Here is a 17043-nt window from a genome sequence, read left to right as displayed (position 1 = left end):
GGAGAACACCCCCATGCGTATTTCGATTGGTTTACTGATGGCGATGCTGGCCTTTGTCGCCCATGCCGAGTCGCCTGACCCGGTCGCGCTCAAGGCGCAGTTGCAGGACTACTATTTCGACGCCGCCCGCCGTGGCGATATCGACATGCTCAACACCTTCATCGAGTCCGGCTACGGCCTCAACACCCAGGACGACAAGGGCTACACCGCGCTGATCCTCGCCGCCTATCACGGCCAGGGGCCTTTCGTGGAGCGCCTGCTCAGCGCCGGCGCCGACGCCTGCGTGCAAGACAAACGCGGCAACACCGCCCTGATGGGCGCAATTTTCAAAGGCGAGCTGAAAATCGCCCAGCGTCTGCTGGCCACTGACTGCAACCCCGACCAACGCAACGGCGCCGGGCAGACCGCGGCCATGTACGCCGGGTTGTTCAAGCGCGTCGAGTTGTTGGATGAGTTGAAAGCCAAAGGCGCCGACCTCAACGCTGAAGACCCGATCGGCAACAGCGCTTCACGATTGGCCAGTGGTGAAATCCGGACCCCGGCGCCGCGCTGAGCTATCATCGCGGTTTTTCGGTTGGAGGTTCTCAAATGGCAAAGGCCAAGCGCATGTACGGCTGCACAGAGTGCGGCGCGACCTTTCCCAAGTGGGCCGGCCAATGCACCGAGTGCGGCGCGTGGAACACCCTGACGGAAACCATGATTGAAAGCGGCGGCGCCGCAGCGCCCACCGGCCGTGCAGGCTGGACCGGGCAACAGGCGCAGATCAAGACCCTGGCGGAAGTCAGCGTCGAAGAAATCCCGCGTTTCTCCACCGCGTCCGGTGAGCTCGACCGCGTGCTCGGCGGCGGCCTGGTGGACGGCTCGGTGGTGCTGATCGGCGGCGACCCGGGCATCGGCAAGTCGACCATCCTGCTGCAAACCCTGTGCAGCATCGCCAGCCGCATGCCGGCGCTGTACGTCACCGGCGAAGAATCCCAGCAGCAGGTGGCGATGCGCGCCCGCCGCCTGGGCTTGCCCCAGGACCAACTGCGGGTAATGACCGAAACCTGCATCGAAAGCATCATCGCCACGGCGCGCATCGAAAAGCCCAAGGTCATGGTGATCGACTCGATCCAGACGATTTTTACCGAACAGCTGCAATCGGCGCCGGGCGGCGTCTCCCAAGTGCGCGAGAGCGCGGCGCTGCTGGTGCGTTATGCCAAGCAGAGCGGCACGGCGATCTTCCTGGTCGGCCATGTAACCAAAGAAGGTGCGCTGGCCGGCCCGCGGGTACTGGAGCACATGGTCGACACCGTGTTGTATTTCGAGGGTGAATCCGATGGCCGTTTGCGGTTGCTGCGGGCGGTGAAGAACCGCTTCGGCGCGGTGAACGAACTGGGCGTGTTTGCCATGACCGACCGTGGGCTTAAAGAAGTCTCCAACCCCTCGGCGATTTTTCTCACACGCGCTCAGGAAGAAGTCCCAGGCAGCGTGGTGATGGCGACGTGGGAAGGCACTCGTCCGATGCTGGTGGAAGTGCAGGCACTGGTGGATGACAGCCATTTGGCCAACCCGCGCCGCGTGACCCTTGGCCTGGACCAGAATCGCCTGGCAATGCTGCTGGCGGTGTTGCACCGTCACGGCGGCATTCCCACCCATGACCAGGATGTGTTTCTCAACGTGGTCGGTGGGGTGAAGGTGCTGGAAACCGCCTCCGACCTGGCGTTGATGGCGGCGGTGATGTCCAGCCTGCGCAATAAACCGTTGCCCCACGATCTGCTGGTGTTTGGTGAGGTTGGCCTGTCGGGCGAAGTGCGCCCGGTGCCGAGCGGCCAGGAGCGTCTGAAGGAGGCGGCCAAGCACGGCTTCAAGCGCGCGATTGTGCCCAAGGGCAACGCGCCCAAGGAAATGCCGGCAGGGTTGAAGGTGATCGGTGTAACCCGCCTGGAGCAGGCGCTGGATGCACTGTTCGAATAATTCATGGATCAGTCAGGGATGAGTGCAATGCACAATTCGAATCGCTGGGCAGCCGTTGCCCTGTTCATGGCCTTGGTAGGGTTGCCGATGGGCGCTTTGGCCGAGCCGGCCAAGCTGCCGGTCGGTTACCGATCGGCGCAGACGCTGGCAACGCAAGACGCCAGCGTGTTGCAGGTACTGGAAGACCAGCGCATCAGCGCCCAGTTGCACAAAGACAGCTGGGGCAATGGCCTGGATGAGGACTCGTTTGACGAGCCCGGTGATCTGGTTGAGCACCCGCTGCTTAACGCCCGACTGCGCTTGCTGTCGGCGTCCGGAGAAGTGCTGGCAAGCGAAGAACTCGGCTACCCCTTGGCCCAGGTGGAGAAGGCCCCCATCAAAGGGCTGCCGGAACCTGTGTATTTTTTGACCATCGATCAAACCGCGCCGATGGGCAGCTACAGCGGCCCCGCGACACAACTGCTGCTGCCGAGCCGGCAGCAACTCACGCCGCTGAATTACAAGGGCGCCGACGCTAAGGTCGAGCCATTGACCCTGGCCCAGACCGGCAAAGCCGCGTGGCAGATCGCAACGCCCGCCGAAGGTGGCGCGGATGAGTTGTTGCAAGTCTCGTCATTTATGGACGGTGACGGCGATGATGATTTTGCCACCCGGTTTGAAACCTACCGTTTTGTCGACGGGCAATGGCAGGCCACGTCGAGTCAGAAGGCGGGCTACTGGGACGCAGAAAACGAATTCCCTGCGCGTACGGCGTTTCCCTGACGCTTCACACCTGCAGCAGTGCGCCCAGTTCGCGCTCAAGTTCTTCCTGATCGCCGAGGTTCAGTTCGATCAGCCGGCGTAAATGGCTGATCGAGTCCAGGTCGATGTGCTCGCACACAAACCCCAATTGCCCGTGATCGTCATGGGCCAGCTTCACCTGCATCTTTATATGCGCCTGCGGGTCAAGGCGGATATCCACGTCGAACGACTCCGTGCGATTGCCCTGCCAGTCATCCGGGCGCTGCACCAGCAAACCTTTGAGCGACAAGTCCACCAGTTGCAACGGCCAATTCCAGCCGTTCTGCGCAATGGTCGTTCGTGCATCGAAGGCGATACGCCGAAAACGGCGTCGATCAGACGACTGTTCGTTCATGTCAAATCCTCTGTGGATAGAAGGATTGTAGCCCTGCGCCATCATCGAGCTTTTATTTGTGCTTTTTTTGCCCGGGCAAGGCTCTAGACCAATGTAGGGGGGTGGCCTTTAAAGCCAACAGCGCTAAACTCGGACTGGCTGTCCTTTCTGTCCACCCTGGCTGGAATATAAAAATGAAAAATAATAATAGCCTGCTACGCCACCTACCCTGGCTGGTGCTGGCAATCGTAGGAGCGTGCGCCTTGGGCGTAGTGGCCTTGCGCCGCGGCGAGGCGATCAACGCCTTGTGGATTGTGGTCGCTGCTGTGGCCATCTACCTGGTTGCGTACCGTTACTACAGTCTGTTCATCGCTAACAACGTGATGCAACTCGATCCACGGCGGGCCACCCCCGCAGTGCTCAACAATGACGGTCTGGACTATGTGCCGACCAACAAGCACATCCTTTTTGGCCACCACTTTGCGGCGATTGCCGGTGCAGGCCCGCTGGTCGGCCCGGTACTGGCGGCGCAGATGGGCTACCTGCCCGGCACCCTGTGGCTGATTGCAGGCGTGGTACTGGCCGGTGCAGTGCAAGACTTCATGGTCCTGTTCCTGTCCACCCGTCGTAATGGCCGCTCCCTTGGCGACATGGTTCGCGAAGAGATGGGCCGCATCCCGGGGACCATCGCGTTGTTCGGTTGCTTCCTGATCATGATCATCATCCTCGCGGTGCTGGCGCTGATCGTGGTCAAAGCCCTGGCCGAAAGCCCATGGGGCATCTTCACCGTAATGGCGACCATCCCGATTGCGATGTTCATGGGTGTGTACATGCGCTACATCCGCCCGGGCCGCATTGGTGAAATCTCGGTGATCGGCGTGCTGTTGCTGCTCGGTTCGATCTGGCTGGGCGGGCAGATTGCCGCTGACCCGGTATGGGCCAAGGCCTTCTCCTTCACCGGGATCCAAATCACCTGGATGCTGATCGGCTACGGCTTCGTTGCCGCAGTACTGCCGGTTTGGCTGATCCTGGCGCCGCGTGACTACCTCTCCACCTTCCTCAAAATCGGCACCATCATTGCCTTGGCGATCGGCATTCTGGTCACCATGCCAGAGCTGAAAATGCCGGCGCTGACCCAGTTCATCGACGGCACCGGTCCGGTGTGGAAGGGCGGCCTGTTCCCGTTCCTGTTCATCACCATCGCCTGTGGCGCGGTCTCGGGTTTCCACGCGCTGATTTCCTCGGGCACCACGCCCAAGTTGCTGGATAACGAAGTCAACGCCCGTTACATCGGCTACGGCGCGATGCTGATGGAATCGTTCGTGGCCATCATGGCAATGGTTGCCGCCTCGGTGATCGAACCTGGCGTGTACTTCGCCATGAACAGCCCGGCCGCCGTGGTCGGTGGTGATGTGATGGCCGTGGCACAAACCGTCAGCAGTTGGGGTTTTGCGATTACGCCGGAAGCGCTGCAAGCAGTGGCCCATGACATCGGCGAAACCACCATCCTGGCACGTGCCGGCGGTGCGCCCACCCTCGCGGTGGGTATCGCGCAGATCCTGCACAGTGTGTTGCCGGGTGAAAACACCATGGCGTTCTGGTACCACTTTGCGATCCTGTTCGAAGCGCTGTTCATCCTGACGGCGGTTGACGCCGGTACCCGTGCCGGTCGCTTCATGCTCCAGGACTTGCTCGGCTCCTTCGTGCCGTCGCTCAAGCGTACCGAATCCTGGACTGCCAACCTGATCGCAACCGCAGGTTGCGTGGCAATGTGGGGTTACCTGCTGTACCAAGGCGTGATCGACCCACTGGGCGGCATCAACACCTTGTGGCCGCTGTTCGGTATTTCCAACCAGATGCTGGCCGGGATCGCACTGATGCTCGCCACGGTCGTGCTGATCAAAATGAAACGCCAGCGCTACATCTGGGTGACCATGCTGCCGGCGGTCTGGCTGCTGATCTGCACCACCACGGCGGGCTTCATCAAGCTGTTCGACGCGAACCCTGCGATCGGCTTCCTGTCGCTGGCCAAGAAGTACAGCGATGCCCTGGCAGGCGGCCAGATCCTGGCGCCGGCCAAGAACATCGACCAGATGCAACACGTGATCTGGAACGCCTACACCAACGCAACGCTCACGGCGCTGTTCCTGTTCGTGGTGTTCAGCATCCTGTTCTATGCGCTCAAGGTTGGCGTCGCCGCCTGGGGCAACAAAGAACGTACGGATAAAGAAGCCCCGTTCCAGGCGGTTCCGGACGCGTAATCGAGGATTGCAACCATGTTCAATGACATCAGTCGCCTCGGTAAATACCTCGGTCAGGCCGCGCGCCTGATGGTCGGCATGCCCGACTACGACACCTACGTCGAGCATATGCAAACCAAACACCCGGACAAACCGGTGATGGACTACAAGGCGTTCTTCCGGGAACGCCAGGAAGCCCGTTACGGTGGCAAGGGTGGGCCCAAGTGCTGCTAGCCCGCCTGTCGGGTTAGCGAGTCCCCTTGTGGGGGCAGGGCTTTATGTGGGAGCTGGCTTGCCTGCGATGGCATCACCTCGGTCTGACTGAAAGACCGAGTTGTCTGCATCGCAGGCAAGCCAGCTCCCACATTTGTTTTGTGTTCCTTCAGTTATTTCATTAAACAGGAGAATAGTTTTGTCCTCTCCCATCCCCGTCACCATCCTCAGCGGCTTTCTCGGCGCGGGCAAAACCACCTTGCTGCGCCACCTGCTCAAGGCCGAGCACGGCCTGAAAATCGCCGTGATCGAAAACGAATTCAGTGACGCCGGTATCGACACCCAGCTGCTGGGCGCAGAACCGGTGCAGGTCATGACCCTGTCCAACGGTTGCGTGTGCTGCACCATCCACACTGACCTGACCAAAGCCCTGTACCTGCTGCTCGAGCGCCTGGACAGCGGCGAGATTGCCTTCGACCGCCTGGTGATCGAGTGCACCGGCCTGGCCGACCCGGCGCCGGTGGCCCAGACCTTTTTCATCGACGAAGAACTGCGCGAGCGCTACCTTCTCGACGGCATCATCATCCTGGTGGACGCGGCCCACGCCGAACACCACCTGACCCAGACCATCGCCCAGGCCCAGATCGGTTTTGCCGACCGCTTGCTGGTGAGCAAGCGCGACCTGGTGGACGAGGCCACCTTCGACGCCCTCAGCCAGCGCCTGACCCGCATCAACCGCCGCGCGCCGATCCGCGTGGTCGATCATGGCGCCATCGACCTGGCCGAATTGCTTGATGTGCGCGGCTTCAACCTCAACGCCGGCATGAGCTTGCGCCCGGTCAGCGCGGCGCCGGCCATCGACCGCATTTCCAGCCTGGTGCTGCGCACCGACCAGCCGCTGGATATCGACCGCCTCAGCGAGTTCATGAACGAGCTGCTGGAAGACCACGGCAAGCAACTGCTGCGCTACAAGGGCGTGCTGAACATTGCCGGCGAAGACCGACGCATGGTGTTTCAAGGCGTGCTCAAGCTTTACGGGTTCGATTGGGACACCGAATGGGCCGAGGGCGAGGCGCGCGAAAGTGTGATCGTGTTTATTGCCGATGAGTTGCCGGAAGACAAAATCCGCGAAGGATTTGCGAAGGTCTACCAATAATCCTGACTTGAAATGCAGCCCTCTGTGGGAGCTGACTTGCCTGCGATGGCGGTGTATCAGTCACAGCTGTATCAACTGACAAACCGCTATCGCAGGCAAGCCAGTTCCCACAGTGAACCGTATTTCACTTTGAGATCGCCCATAAAAAAGCCCGGCTCAAGAGCCGGGCTTTTTATTCAAGCAACTGCAATCAAGCGCCGTACACCGGCAGCTTTTTGCAGATGGCCTTGACCTTCTCACGCACCGCGTCGATCACGGCTTCGTTGTTCAGGTCTGCCAGGATGTCGCAGATCCAGCCGGCCAGTTCCTTGCACTCTGCTTCTTTAAAGCCACGAGTGGTCACAGCCGGGGTGCCGAAGCGCAGGCCGGAGGTGACGAACGGCGAACGTGGGTCGTTCGGCACGGAGTTTTTGTTCACGGTGATGAAGGCTTTGCCCAGGGCAGCGTCAGCATCTTTACCGGAAATGTCCTGCTTGATCAGCGACAGCAGGAACAGGTGGTTTTCAGTACCGCCGGAGACCACGTCGTAGCCGCGTTCGATGAACACACCGGCCATGGCCTTGGCGTTCTTGACCACTTGTTGCTGGTAAGTCTTGAACTCAGGCTGCAGGGCTTCTTTGAAGCAGATCGCTTTGGCGGCGATTACGTGCTCCAGCGGGCCACCTTGGGCGCCTGGGAATACGGCGGAGTTCAGCTTCTTCTCGATCTCGGCGTTGGCGCGCGCCAGGATCAGGCCGCCACGTGGGCCGCGCAGGGTTTTGTGCGTAGTGGTGGTGACCACGTCAGCGTAAGGCACCGGGTTCGGGTAGACGCCAGCGGCGACCAGACCGGCTACGTGAGCCATGTCAACGAACAGGTAGGCGCCGACCTTGTCAGCGATTTCGCGGAAACGTGGGAAGTTCAGGATCTGCGAGTAGGCAGAGAAACCGGCCACGATCATTTTAGGCTTGTGCTCGACCGCCAGACGCTCGACTTCGTCGTAGTCGATCAGGCCGTTGGCATCGATACCGTACTGAACGGCGTTGTACAGCTTGCCGGAGGAAGAAACGCTGGCGCCGTGGGTCAGGTGACCGCCGTGGGCCAGGCTCATGCCCAGGATGGTGTCGCCGCCTTGCAGCAAGGCCAGGTACACGGCGCTGTTGGCTTGGGAGCCGGCGTGTGGCTGGACGTTGGCGTAATCGGCGCCGAACAGTTCCTTGGCACGGTCAATGGCCAGCTGCTCAACCACGTCGACGTACTCGCAACCACCGTAGTAGCGCTTGCCAGGGTAGCCTTCAGCGTACTTGTTGGTCAGAACCGAACCTTGAGCCTCCATGACCGCAGGGCTGGTGTAGTTTTCCGAAGCGATCAGCTCAATGTGCTCTTCCTGGCGCACGGCTTCTTGCTCCATGGCGGCAAAGAGATCGGCGTCGTACTTGGCAATAGTCAAATCACGGCTGAACATGGCGGTCCTCAAGGATCGGGGGCAGAAAAGGAGGGCATTCTAACCCAATGGGTTTTAGATGGCATATGAAAGGACATCATGTCGCGGACAAGTGGGGCTCATCTGGGGATAAGCGGTGATTGTGCTGGCCCTATCGGGGGCAAGCCCCCTCCCACACTTGAATGGGTTCACAGATCAAAATGTGGGAGCGGGCTTGCCCGCGATGAGGCCATCAGCCGCACTGCAAGGTTTCAGTCGAACATGAACAGCGCATCATTACTGAACTGCGCTTCAAACCGATTCGCCGGCATCGGCCGCCCAAACAGATACCCCTGCACTTCATCGCAGCCATGCTCGCGCAGGAAGTCCAGCTGCTCATGGGTTTCCACACCCTCGGCGATCACCGCCAGGTTCAGGCTGTGGGCCATGGCGATAATGGCGCGGGCGATTTGCGCGTCTTGCTCGCCGGAGGGCAGGCCGTCGACAAAGGTGCGGTCGATCTTCAGCACGTCGATGGGGAATTGCTTGAGGTAGTTGAGCGACGAATAACCCGTGCCAAAGTCGTCCACCGCGATGCTCAGCCCGAGGTTTTTCAGGCTGGCGAGGATCTGCATGGCTTCGTTGACTTCGCGCATCAGGATGCTTTCGGTGAGCTCCAGCTCCAGGCATGCCGGCGGCAGGCCGGTGTCCCTGAGAATGGTGGCGATGCGCTCGCCCAGTTGGCCATCGGAGAACTGCCGCGCCGAGATGTTCACCGAGACCTTCGGCACCCGCACCTTGTTCTGGTGCCAGGTCTTGAGCTGGCGACAGGCCTCGCTGAGCACCCAGTCGCCCACGTCCACCACCAGTCCCAACTCCTCCAGCACCGGAATGAAATCACCCGGCGGCACCAGCCCGCGGCGTGGGTGGCGCCAGCGCAGCAGGGCTTCGGCGCCGGTCAAGCGTTTGCCATCGCCACTGAACTGCGGTTGGTAATACAGCACGAATTCGTTCTGATCCAGCGCGTGGCGCAGGTCGCTTTCCAGCTCCAGGGCGCTGGCGTTCATGTCCGCCTGGTAGAACTGGAAGTTGTTTTTGCCGCGTTCCTTGGCGTGGTACATCGCGGTGTCGGCGTTCTTCATCAACTGGCTCAGCTCGTTGCCGTCCTGCGGGCTCAAGGCGATACCGATACTGGCGGTCACAAAGAACTCGCGGCCTTCAAGCACAAACGGCCTTACCAGGCTGGCCAGGATCTGCTCGGCCACGTGAATCGCGCGGTTCAGCGCCATGTCACGGCTCACCCGTGGTTGCAGGAGCAAGGTGAACTCGTCGCCGCCCATACGCGCCACGGTGTCGTCTTCGGCCACGCAGCCCAGCAGGCGCGTGGCCATTTCCTTGAGCATGCGGTCGCCGGCGGCGTGGCCCAGGGAGTCGTTGATCGGCTTGAAACGGTCGAGGTCGAGGAACATCAGCACCACCCACGACTTCTGCCGTTCCGCTGCCTGCAGGGCAGTGTGCAGGCGGTCCTGGAACAGCGTGCGGTTGGGCAGGTGGGTCAGGGCGTCGTAATACGCCAGGCGGTGGATGCGCTGTTCGCTGGCCTTGCGCTCACTGATGTCACTGAAGAAGCACACGTAGCTGGCCAGGTCGCCTTCATCATCGAACACGGCGGTAATGCCGACCCACGCCGGGTAATGCTCGCCGTTGCGGCGCTTGAGCCACACTTCGCCTTCCCAGGTGCTGTGCTGGTGCAGTTGCTTGAGCACATAACGCAGGTGGGCTTCCTGTTGTTCGTCAACGGTGAGCATGTTCGGCAACTGGTCGAGCACATCCGCGACGGCATAGCCGCTGACCCGGCTGAAGGCCTCGTTGGCCTGCACGATATAACCGGCCGGGTCGGTGATCAGAATCGCTGAGGTGGAGTGTTCGAATACCGTGGCCGCCATGCGCAGGTCTTTTTCGGCGCGCCGTTGCTGGCTGATATCGCGGCCCACGCCGAGGATGCCCTCAAACGCGCCGTGTTCGTCCCACACCAGCACCAGGCGCAGCTCGATCGGCACCTTGCGGCCATCGGCGCGCAGGCAGTCGAACAGGAACAGCTGGGTTTGCACGTCATCGCGCAGCTTGTTCAGCGCCGCAGTGTCGCCCAGCGAGCGGCTGACCTGTTCCACCAGGCTGTAAATGCCGGACAGTTGTTGCGGGTTGGCGATGATCGACTGCCAGCCATTCTTGAACACCCAATCCACGTCATAACCCAGCACGGCATTGACCGACGGGCTGACGTAATTGAGCGCAAGCTGGCTGTCGGTGGAGCAGATCACGTCGCTGATGCTTTCGGCCAGCATGCGGTAGCGCTGCTCGCTGTCGCGCAGGGATTCGCTGGCTTCTATCTGATCGGTAATGTCTTTGGCCACGCCGATAATCCGCGTGACCACCGCCGTCTTGTCGCGGGCCAGGGCTTGCTCGCGGATATCGAAGCGGCGCCATTGGTTGTTGCGGTGCCGAAAGCGCAGTTGGCAATGCAGCTGCGTGGTGTAGCCGACTTCACGTTGTTGCTGGCGCAGGTCGTGGTAATACTCCGCATCGTCGGGGTGCAGCAGGATTTCCCAGAAGTACTCGCCCATTTGCTGCAGTTCGGCTCTGTTATACCCGAGCGTGTGGCCCAAGTGGTGGTTGCTGAAAATCATCCGCTGGCTGATCACGTCCTGCACGTACAGGTGATCCGGCACGGTGCGCACCACGTCTGACCAGAAACTCTCACGCTCCACCAGCGACAGCTCGATCAGCTTGCGGCTGGTGATGTCACTGATACTGAGGATGACCGCCTTGAAGTCGTCCTGCTGCTCCGGCAGGCGCATCACCAGCCACAGGTACTGGTCGTTGCCGGCAACGTCGTTGAGCTGAATTTCCAGCTCCAGCTGTTTTTGCTGGGTCAGAACGGCTTCCAGAACCTGATAACCGATGGCCGTGGCATTGCGCGGGCAGTCATCGATCAGACGCTCCCAGGCTTGCTCGCAAGAACTGACGTTCAACAGGCGCACAGCCACCTGGTTGACCTCGGTGACGCGTAACTCCTTGAGCAGTTGTTGGCGTTCTTCGACGTGGGTGTGCAGCCAGGCCTGTAATTGCTCACGGGTGTGCAGGTTGGTTTTGTCGAAAAACGTCTTCAACCCCGACAGGTCGAGCACGCAAAGCGCCACGCCGGTGCCTTCGAAAATATCCTGATAGCGGCGCCGGCCTTCATGCACCTGGCGCTGGCGACGGCGCATGTTCAGCAGCACGATCACCGGGATCAGCGAAAAGGCCAGGCCCAGCAGGCATTTGCCGATGAAGGCCGGCAGCAGTTGCTCCAGCACGGCGCTGCGGTCGAACAGCCCGCGCAACTGCCAGTCACTTTTGCTGAGCGGCGTGACCAGTACGCTTTTGTTCAATTCGTCCGGCGTCAGCGCGGAGGCCCACTGCGCCGGCATGCCGCTGTCACGGCTGACCACGCGGTGGTTGAGGCGGTTCTCGATGGCCCACATCGGGCGCTGGCCCTGGCCGTCCTGGCGGGTCAGGTTGCTCAGGTAGTTGGGCGCCAGGCGCAGCGCCCAATACATCCGCGAGCCGCCGCTGGGCTGGTGCAGCAGCAGGTAAATGATCGTGCCGTCCGGGTTGTTGCTCAGGTAATAAGGTTGGGAGTGACTGCGCTGTACCAGCTCTTCAAGCCAGGCGCTGTCCTGGCTGTCTTTGGCGCTGTCGCTGATCATCGCGCCGCTGGGGGCGAGCAGGGCGACACTGCGCAGTTCCGGTAGCGAACGTTGCAAGGTGCGCATCAGCGCCTGTTGCTGTTCGTCATTGCGCGGCGGCTCGACCATCGGCAGCAAATTCAGGGCGATTTTGGCGCTCAGGGCCATGTTCAAGCTGATCTGTTCAGCCAGGTCGGCGCTGTAGTCGATGGTGTATTGCTGTTGGTTTTTCTGGTTTTGCTGCAGTTGGTCCAGCAGTTGCCAGAACAATAACGCGAGCAGCAGCAGGACAAGCGTCGCCAATGCGCCTTTGAGGGTGCCGTGCAGGGGCGCTCCCGGCGCTATATGAGCGGCGCGCAGGGGAGTGGGCGGCGTGACTTTGGACAAGCTGTGATCCTGCGGTTTGGCTGGACTGGCGCGCGACGTGCACTATAAGCCGGACGCCCGGAGGGCGGCTAGCATGCCTTGACTTGTGGCAAAGTGCCAGCCCTGCCTGGCTGGACTGACCAAGCGCATTCAGGTAGCTTTGCCGGTTACGCGGGGGCGTTCCAGCCCCAGACATTCAGGCTTTTTGCGCACGAAGGCATTGACCACCGTCAACGGCCCGCGCGGCGCATGGCCTGCACGGGCTTCGCCCGCTCAATTCATCAGTCACTGACGCTAGGTTCACCATGGCTCAATACGTCTTCACCATGCATCGGCTGGGAAAAGTTGTTCCGCCGAAGCGGGAAATCCTGAAAAACATTTCGCTGTCCTTCTTCCCTGGCGCCAAGATCGGCGTGCTCGGCCTCAACGGTTCGGGTAAGTCCACGCTGCTGAAAATCATGGCCGGCGTCGATACCGAGTTCGAAGGCGAAGCCCGCCCGATGCCCGAGCTGAACATCGGCTACCTGCCGCAAGAGCCGATCCTGGACCCGACCAAGACCGTGCGTGAAGTGGTCGAAGAGGCCGTGGCCGTGATCAAGAACGCCCAGGCGCGCCTGGACGAGGTCTACGCCGCCTACGCCGAAGAAGACGCCGACTTCGACAAACTGGCCGCCGAACAGGCCAAGCTCGAAGCCATCCTGCAGGCCGGCGACGGTCACAACCTGGAGCGCCAGCTGGAAGTCGCCGCCGATGCGCTGCGCCTGCCGGCGTGGGACGCCAAGGTCGAATTCCTCTCTGGTGGTGAAAAGCGTCGCGTGGCCCTGTGCCGCCTGCTGCTGTCGGCTCCCGACATGCTGCTGCTCGACGAACCGACCAACCACTTGGACGCCGATTCCGTTGCCTGGCTGGAACACTTCCTTCACGATTTCCCGGGCACCGTGGTTGCGATCACGCACGACCGGTACTTCCTGGACAACGTCGCCGGCTGGATTCTGGAACTCGACCGTGGCGCCGGTATCCCTTACGAGGGCAACTACTCCGGTTGGCTGGAAGCCAAGTCCGACCGACTGGCCGCTGAATCCAAGCAGCAATCGGCCCACGAAAAAGCCATGAAGGAAGAGCTGGAGTGGGTGCGCAAAGGCGCCAAGGCCCGCCAGTCCAAATCCAAGGCTCGTCTGCAACGCTTTGAAGAAATGCAGTCGCAGGAATTCCAGAAGCGCAGCGAAACCAACGAGATCTACATCCCGGCCGGCCCGCGCCTGGGTGACAAGGTCATCGAGTTCAAGAACGTCACCAAAGGCTATGGCGACCGCGTGCTGATCGACAACCTGTCGTTCTCCATGCCAAAAGGCGCGATCGTCGGCGTAATCGGCGGTAACGGTGCGGGTAAATCCACCCTGTTCCGCATGCTGATGGGTAAGGAAACGCCGGATTCGGGCACCATCGAAGTCGGTGAAACCGTGCAACTGGCCTGCGTCGACCAGAGCCGCGAAGACCTGGATGGCAGCAAGACTGTGTTTCAGCAAATCTCCGACGGTTCCGACCAGATCCGCATCGGCAACTATGAAATCCCGTCGCGCACCTACGTCGGCCGTTTCAACTTCAAGGGCGGCGACCAGCAGAAGTTCGTCAAGGACCTGTCCGGTGGTGAGCGCGGCCGCTTGCACCTGGCCCTGACCTTGAAAGAAGGCGGCAACGTGTTGCTGCTCGACGAACCGTCCAACGACCTCGACGTTGAAACCCTGCGTTCCCTGGAAGAAGCCCTGCTGGACTTCCCGGGCGCCGCCATTGTGATCTCTCACGATCGCTGGTTCCTGGACCGCGTCGCGACTCACATCCTGGCGTACGAAGACGACTCCCAAGCGGTGTTCTTCGAAGGTAACTACACCGAGTACGAAGCCGACCGTAAAAAGCGCTTGGGCGATGCGGCTGCCCAGCCGCACCGTGTGCGTCACAAAAAACTGGCCTGATTTGGGCTGGTTGGAACAAACGGAGCCTTCGGGCTCCGTTTTTTTTGCGCGTTATTCAGCAATACCGTGGCGGCTGCATCGCAGGCAAGCCAGCTCCCACACTTGAACTGTGAACACTGTCAAATGTGGGAGCTGGCTTGCCTGCGAAAGCGGTTTAACTGCTGGTGCAAGCCCTAAGTTGAAATCCCTCTCATGGTGCAAAAAAGCTCATTTATTTATATCAAATGCACCATTTAAATTCACAAAGGCGACATTTTGCGCTTTTCAGGTGCAACTTGAGTTGCTAAGGTCCGGCTCAATCTCCTTTAAAAACAATCAATTTGCCGAGACTTCTTCATGATCGAATCCGTTGAATCCTTCCTCGCCCGCCTCAAGAAACGCGACCCTGACCAGCCGGAATTTCACCAGGCCGTGGAAGAAGTCCTGCGCAGCTTGTGGCCGTTTCTCGAAGCCAACCCCCATTACCTGACCTCGGGCATTCTGGAGCGCATCTGCGAGCCGGAACGCGCGATCACCTTCCGGGTGTCGTGGGTGGATGATCACGGCAAGGTCCAGGTCAATCGCGGGTTTCGCATCCAGATGAACAGCGCCATCGGCCCCTACAAAGGTGGCTTGCGCTTTCACCCTTCGGTGAACCTGGGCGTACTGAAATTCCTCGCCTTCGAGCAGACGTTCAAGAACTCCCTGACCTCGTTGCCCATGGGCGGCGGCAAAGGCGGTGCGGACTTCGACCCCAAGGGCAAGAGCGACGCCGAAGTGATGCGCTTTTGCCAGGCGTTCATGAGCGAGTTGTACCGCCACATCGGCGCCGACGTGGACGTGCCGGCCGGCGATATCGGCGTGGGCGCGCGCGAAATCGGCTTCCTGTTCGGTCAATACAAACGCCTCAGCAACCAGTTCACTTCGGTGCTGACCGGCAAGGGCATGACGTACGGCGGCAGCCTGATCCGCCCCGAAGCCACCGGTTTCGGCTGCGTGTACTTCGCTGAAGCAATGCTCAAGCGCGACGGTCAGCGGGTTGAGGGCAAGCGCGTGGCGATCTCCGGTTCCGGCAACGTCGCGCAGTACGCGGCGCGCAAGGTCATGGACCTGGGCGGCAAAGTGATTTCCTTGTCCGACTCCGAAGGCACCCTGTACGCCGAAAGCGGGTTGACCGAGGAGCAGTGGTCGGCCCTGCTGGAGCTGAAAAACGTGCAGCGCGGGCGCATCAGCGAATTGGCTTCCCGTTACGGCCTGGAATTTCGCGCCGGTAAAACGCCCTGGGAACTGGCCTGCGATATTGCCCTGCCATGCGCGACCCAAAACGAACTCGACGCCGATGCCGCGCGCACGCTATTGCGCAACGGCTGCCTGTGCGTCGCAGAAGGTGCCAACATGCCGACCACGCTTGCGGCTGTGGATATCTTTATCGAAGCCGGCATTCTGTTTGCCCCAGGCAAAGCCTCCAACGCCGGCGGTGTGGCCGTCAGCGGCCTGGAAATGTCGCAGAACGCCATGCGCCTGCTGTGGACCGCAGGCGAAGTCGACAGCAAGTTGCACAACATCATGCAGTCGATCCACCACGCCTGCGTGCACTACGGCGAAGAAAACGGCCGGGTCAACTACGTGAAAGGCGCAAATATCGCAGGCTTCGTAAAAGTCGCGGACGCGATGCTGGCTCAAGGCATCGTCTAAACCTGTGGCTCGACGCGCAGCACTTCGATCACCTGATCACCGACGGGGCGCTTCCATAGCACCTCGTCGCCCACCTCGGCGCCCAGTAATGCGCGGCCAAGAGGCGAACCCCAGTTAATCAGGTTGGCAGCAGCGTCGGCCTGGTCTTCACCTACCAATTGAATGCGCTGCTGCTCGTCTTGCTCGTTGGCGAAGGTGACCCAGCTGCCGATCTGCACCTTTTCGGTGGAGGTGGCTGGCGCCACCACTTGGGCGCTTTGCACCCGCTGATTGAAGTAGCGCAGGTCCCGCTCAAGATCCGCCTGACGCTGCTTATCGTCCTTGGCAGATTCGAGGCTGTATTCGTGCTGCAACTGCGCGACCTTGGCCTGCAATTGCGCCAACCCTTGCGCGGTGAGGTGGTTGGGTTGCTCACTGACCTGGCGCTCTACCGGTTGGTCGGCCTGGGCGGCGGCATTGTCTTCATTAACAAAAGCTCGGCTCATGACATTCTCCCTCTATGGAGTTTGGGCCATGGTCGCCGCGCTTTAGTTTCGATGGATGTCTGAAAGCGACCTACTGCGGGCGATAAGCCTTGGCGGCGTCGCGGTCTTTTTCCTGCTGCCAGTCCCGTTCACGGTCATCCCAGTGGTTGTCCTTGTAGTCGCGCAACTCTTCGTTCTCGCGCATGGCCTTGCACTGTCGAAAGCCGTCTTCCCAGCCTTCGGCGTACTGGCGGTCTTTGAGATACCGCGGCACGTTCTTGCGAAACTCCCCGCTGATCACACCGGCGGCCTGGCGACCGCTGCTGCAACCGTCATCAAAGCCATCGGCAAAGGCCGGTGGATAACCTTTGGCCAGCAAATCCTGGTGGGTTGATTGGCAACCTGACAACCACACTACTGCGCACAGCATTACCGCAGACCGCCACATGGCGTACTCCCTGACCGTTTCACGGCTGATAGGGTGAGTCTAGTCAGGGATTTGTCGGGCAGGTGTGAAAGAGAGGTGAGAAAGGTGTTGGGTTAAAGGGCCATCAACTACGCGGCGAACAATATGCCTGGGCCGCGCATTAGCTGTGCGAGAGGGGCAAAGCCGTCGTGGACGACCTGACCAAGCGATAACACCCGCCGCCTAACGCCTGACACCGCCACAGGTGCTAAACCGGCCTATGTGGCGAGCAGGCTTGCCCTGCGTCGGGCTGCGCAGCCGCCCTAATAAACAGGAACGCGGAGTATCTGATAC

At 60.8% G+C, this 17043-nt stretch carries 13 protein-coding genes; 8 read left to right on the top strand and 5 right to left on the bottom strand.

What is annotated here, in order from left to right; all coding sequences use genetic code 11:
- Positions 1–13 precede the first annotated feature (13 nt).
- From C4J83_RS26165 to C4J83_RS26155, 3 genes are read left to right on the top strand one after another with little or no spacing between them, the layout of a single operon-like run.
- Positions 14–553, top strand: a complete 540-nt coding sequence (locus tag C4J83_RS26165; protein WP_106579293.1) for an ankyrin repeat domain-containing protein — start codon at positions 14–16, stop codon at positions 551–553.
- Positions 554–588: 35 nt separating this feature from the next.
- Complete coding sequence (gene radA, locus C4J83_RS26160; RefSeq protein ID WP_017139308.1) at positions 589–1956, top strand: DNA repair protein RadA; 1368 nt, start codon at positions 589–591, stop codon at positions 1954–1956.
- Positions 1957–1983: 27 nt separating this feature from the next.
- Positions 1984–2718 (top strand): hypothetical protein, encoded by a 735-nt coding sequence (locus C4J83_RS26155; protein WP_177416161.1) that lies wholly within the window; start codon positions 1984–1986, stop codon positions 2716–2718.
- A gap of 4 nt (positions 2719–2722) precedes the next feature.
- On the opposite strand, the gene C4J83_RS26150 is transcribed toward C4J83_RS26155, so the two are convergent.
- Entirely contained in the window at positions 2723–3091 is a 369-nt protein-coding gene (locus C4J83_RS26150) for a PilZ domain-containing protein (protein ID WP_124418504.1), read from the bottom strand.
- A 173-nt stretch (positions 3092–3264) separates the two neighbouring features.
- Between C4J83_RS26150 and C4J83_RS26145 the strand changes: the two genes are divergently transcribed.
- The 3 genes from C4J83_RS26145 to yjiA all read left to right on the top strand — a co-directional run bounded on the left by C4J83_RS26145 (position 3265) and on the right by yjiA (position 6679).
- The gene (locus tag C4J83_RS26145; protein ID WP_106579291.1) at positions 3265–5331 is read left to right on the top strand and encodes a carbon starvation CstA family protein; all 2067 of its coding nucleotides are present in this window, start codon (positions 3265–3267) and stop codon (positions 5329–5331) included.
- Between the two features lie 15 nt (positions 5332–5346).
- Positions 5347–5544 (top strand): YbdD/YjiX family protein, encoded by a 198-nt coding sequence (locus C4J83_RS26140; RefSeq protein WP_003194308.1) that lies wholly within the window; start codon positions 5347–5349, stop codon positions 5542–5544.
- A gap of 178 nt (positions 5545–5722) precedes the next feature.
- Positions 5723–6679, top strand: a complete 957-nt coding sequence (gene yjiA, locus C4J83_RS26135; RefSeq protein ID WP_124418503.1) for a GTPase — start codon at positions 5723–5725, stop codon at positions 6677–6679.
- A gap of 190 nt (positions 6680–6869) precedes the next feature.
- Here the strand turns inward: yjiA and glyA are convergent, their stop codons facing one another.
- Together glyA and C4J83_RS26125 are read right to left on the bottom strand one after the other, a co-directional pair.
- Positions 6870–8123 (bottom strand): serine hydroxymethyltransferase, encoded by a 1254-nt coding sequence (gene glyA / locus C4J83_RS26130; protein WP_124418502.1) that lies wholly within the window; start codon positions 8121–8123, stop codon positions 6870–6872.
- A 230-nt stretch (positions 8124–8353) separates the two neighbouring features.
- A complete protein-coding gene (locus C4J83_RS26125; RefSeq protein ID WP_124418501.1) occupies positions 8354–12196 on the bottom strand; it encodes a sensor domain-containing protein in 3843 nt (1280 codons plus the stop codon).
- 284 nt (positions 12197–12480) lie between these two features.
- Between C4J83_RS26125 and ettA the strand changes: the two genes are divergently transcribed.
- Positions 12481–14145, top strand: coding sequence for an energy-dependent translational throttle protein EttA (gene ettA, locus C4J83_RS26120; RefSeq protein ID WP_106579286.1), 1665 nt, complete (start codon positions 12481–12483; stop codon positions 14143–14145).
- 336 nt (positions 14146–14481) lie between these two features.
- Positions 14482–15819, top strand: a complete 1338-nt coding sequence (gene gdhA / locus C4J83_RS26115; protein ID WP_119740987.1) for an NADP-specific glutamate dehydrogenase — start codon at positions 14482–14484, stop codon at positions 15817–15819.
- On the opposite strand, the gene C4J83_RS26110 is transcribed toward gdhA, so the two are convergent.
- Complete coding sequence (locus C4J83_RS26110; RefSeq protein WP_124418500.1) at positions 15816–16304, bottom strand: GreA/GreB family elongation factor; 489 nt, start codon at positions 16302–16304, stop codon at positions 15816–15818. The genes gdhA and C4J83_RS26110 overlap by 4 nt on opposite strands.
- Positions 16305–16374: 70 nt before the next feature.
- Complete coding sequence (locus tag C4J83_RS26105; protein WP_106579283.1) at positions 16375–16731, bottom strand: hypothetical protein; 357 nt, start codon at positions 16729–16731, stop codon at positions 16375–16377.
- Positions 16732–17043: the final 312 nt, after the last annotated feature.

The organism is Pseudomonas sp. LBUM920 (assembly GCF_003852315.1).
In the GTDB taxonomy this organism is placed as follows: Bacteria; Pseudomonadota; Gammaproteobacteria; order Pseudomonadales; family Pseudomonadaceae; genus Aquipseudomonas.
This window is presented reverse-complemented; position numbering and strand designations above follow the sequence as displayed.

Coding starts and splice junctions, on each gene's coding strand:
- C4J83_RS26145 (WP_106579291.1), top strand. CDS start 3,265: ATGAAAAATAATAATAGCCTGCTACGCCACCTACCCTGGCTGGTGCTG.
- radA (WP_017139308.1), top strand. CDS start 589: ATGGCAAAGGCCAAGCGCATGTACGGCTGCACAGAGTGCGGCGCGACC.
- C4J83_RS26105 (WP_106579283.1), bottom strand. CDS start 16,731: ATGTGGCGGTCTGCGGTAATGCTGTGCGCAGTAGTGTGGTTGTCAGGT.
- ettA (WP_106579286.1), top strand. CDS start 12,481: ATGGCTCAATACGTCTTCACCATGCATCGGCTGGGAAAAGTTGTTCCG.
- glyA (WP_124418502.1), bottom strand. CDS start 8,123: ATGTTCAGCCGTGATTTGACTATTGCCAAGTACGACGCCGATCTCTTT.
- C4J83_RS26110 (WP_124418500.1), bottom strand. CDS start 16,304: ATGAGCCGAGCTTTTGTTAATGAAGACAATGCCGCCGCCCAGGCCGAC.
- gdhA (WP_119740987.1), top strand. CDS start 14,482: ATGATCGAATCCGTTGAATCCTTCCTCGCCCGCCTCAAGAAACGCGAC.
- C4J83_RS26155 (WP_177416161.1), top strand. CDS start 1,984: ATGCACAATTCGAATCGCTGGGCAGCCGTTGCCCTGTTCATGGCCTTG.
- C4J83_RS26150 (WP_124418504.1), bottom strand. CDS start 3,091: ATGAACGAACAGTCGTCTGATCGACGCCGTTTTCGGCGTATCGCCTTC.
- C4J83_RS26165 (WP_106579293.1), top strand. CDS start 14: ATGCGTATTTCGATTGGTTTACTGATGGCGATGCTGGCCTTTGTCGCC.
- C4J83_RS26140 (WP_003194308.1), top strand. CDS start 5,347: ATGTTCAATGACATCAGTCGCCTCGGTAAATACCTCGGTCAGGCCGCG.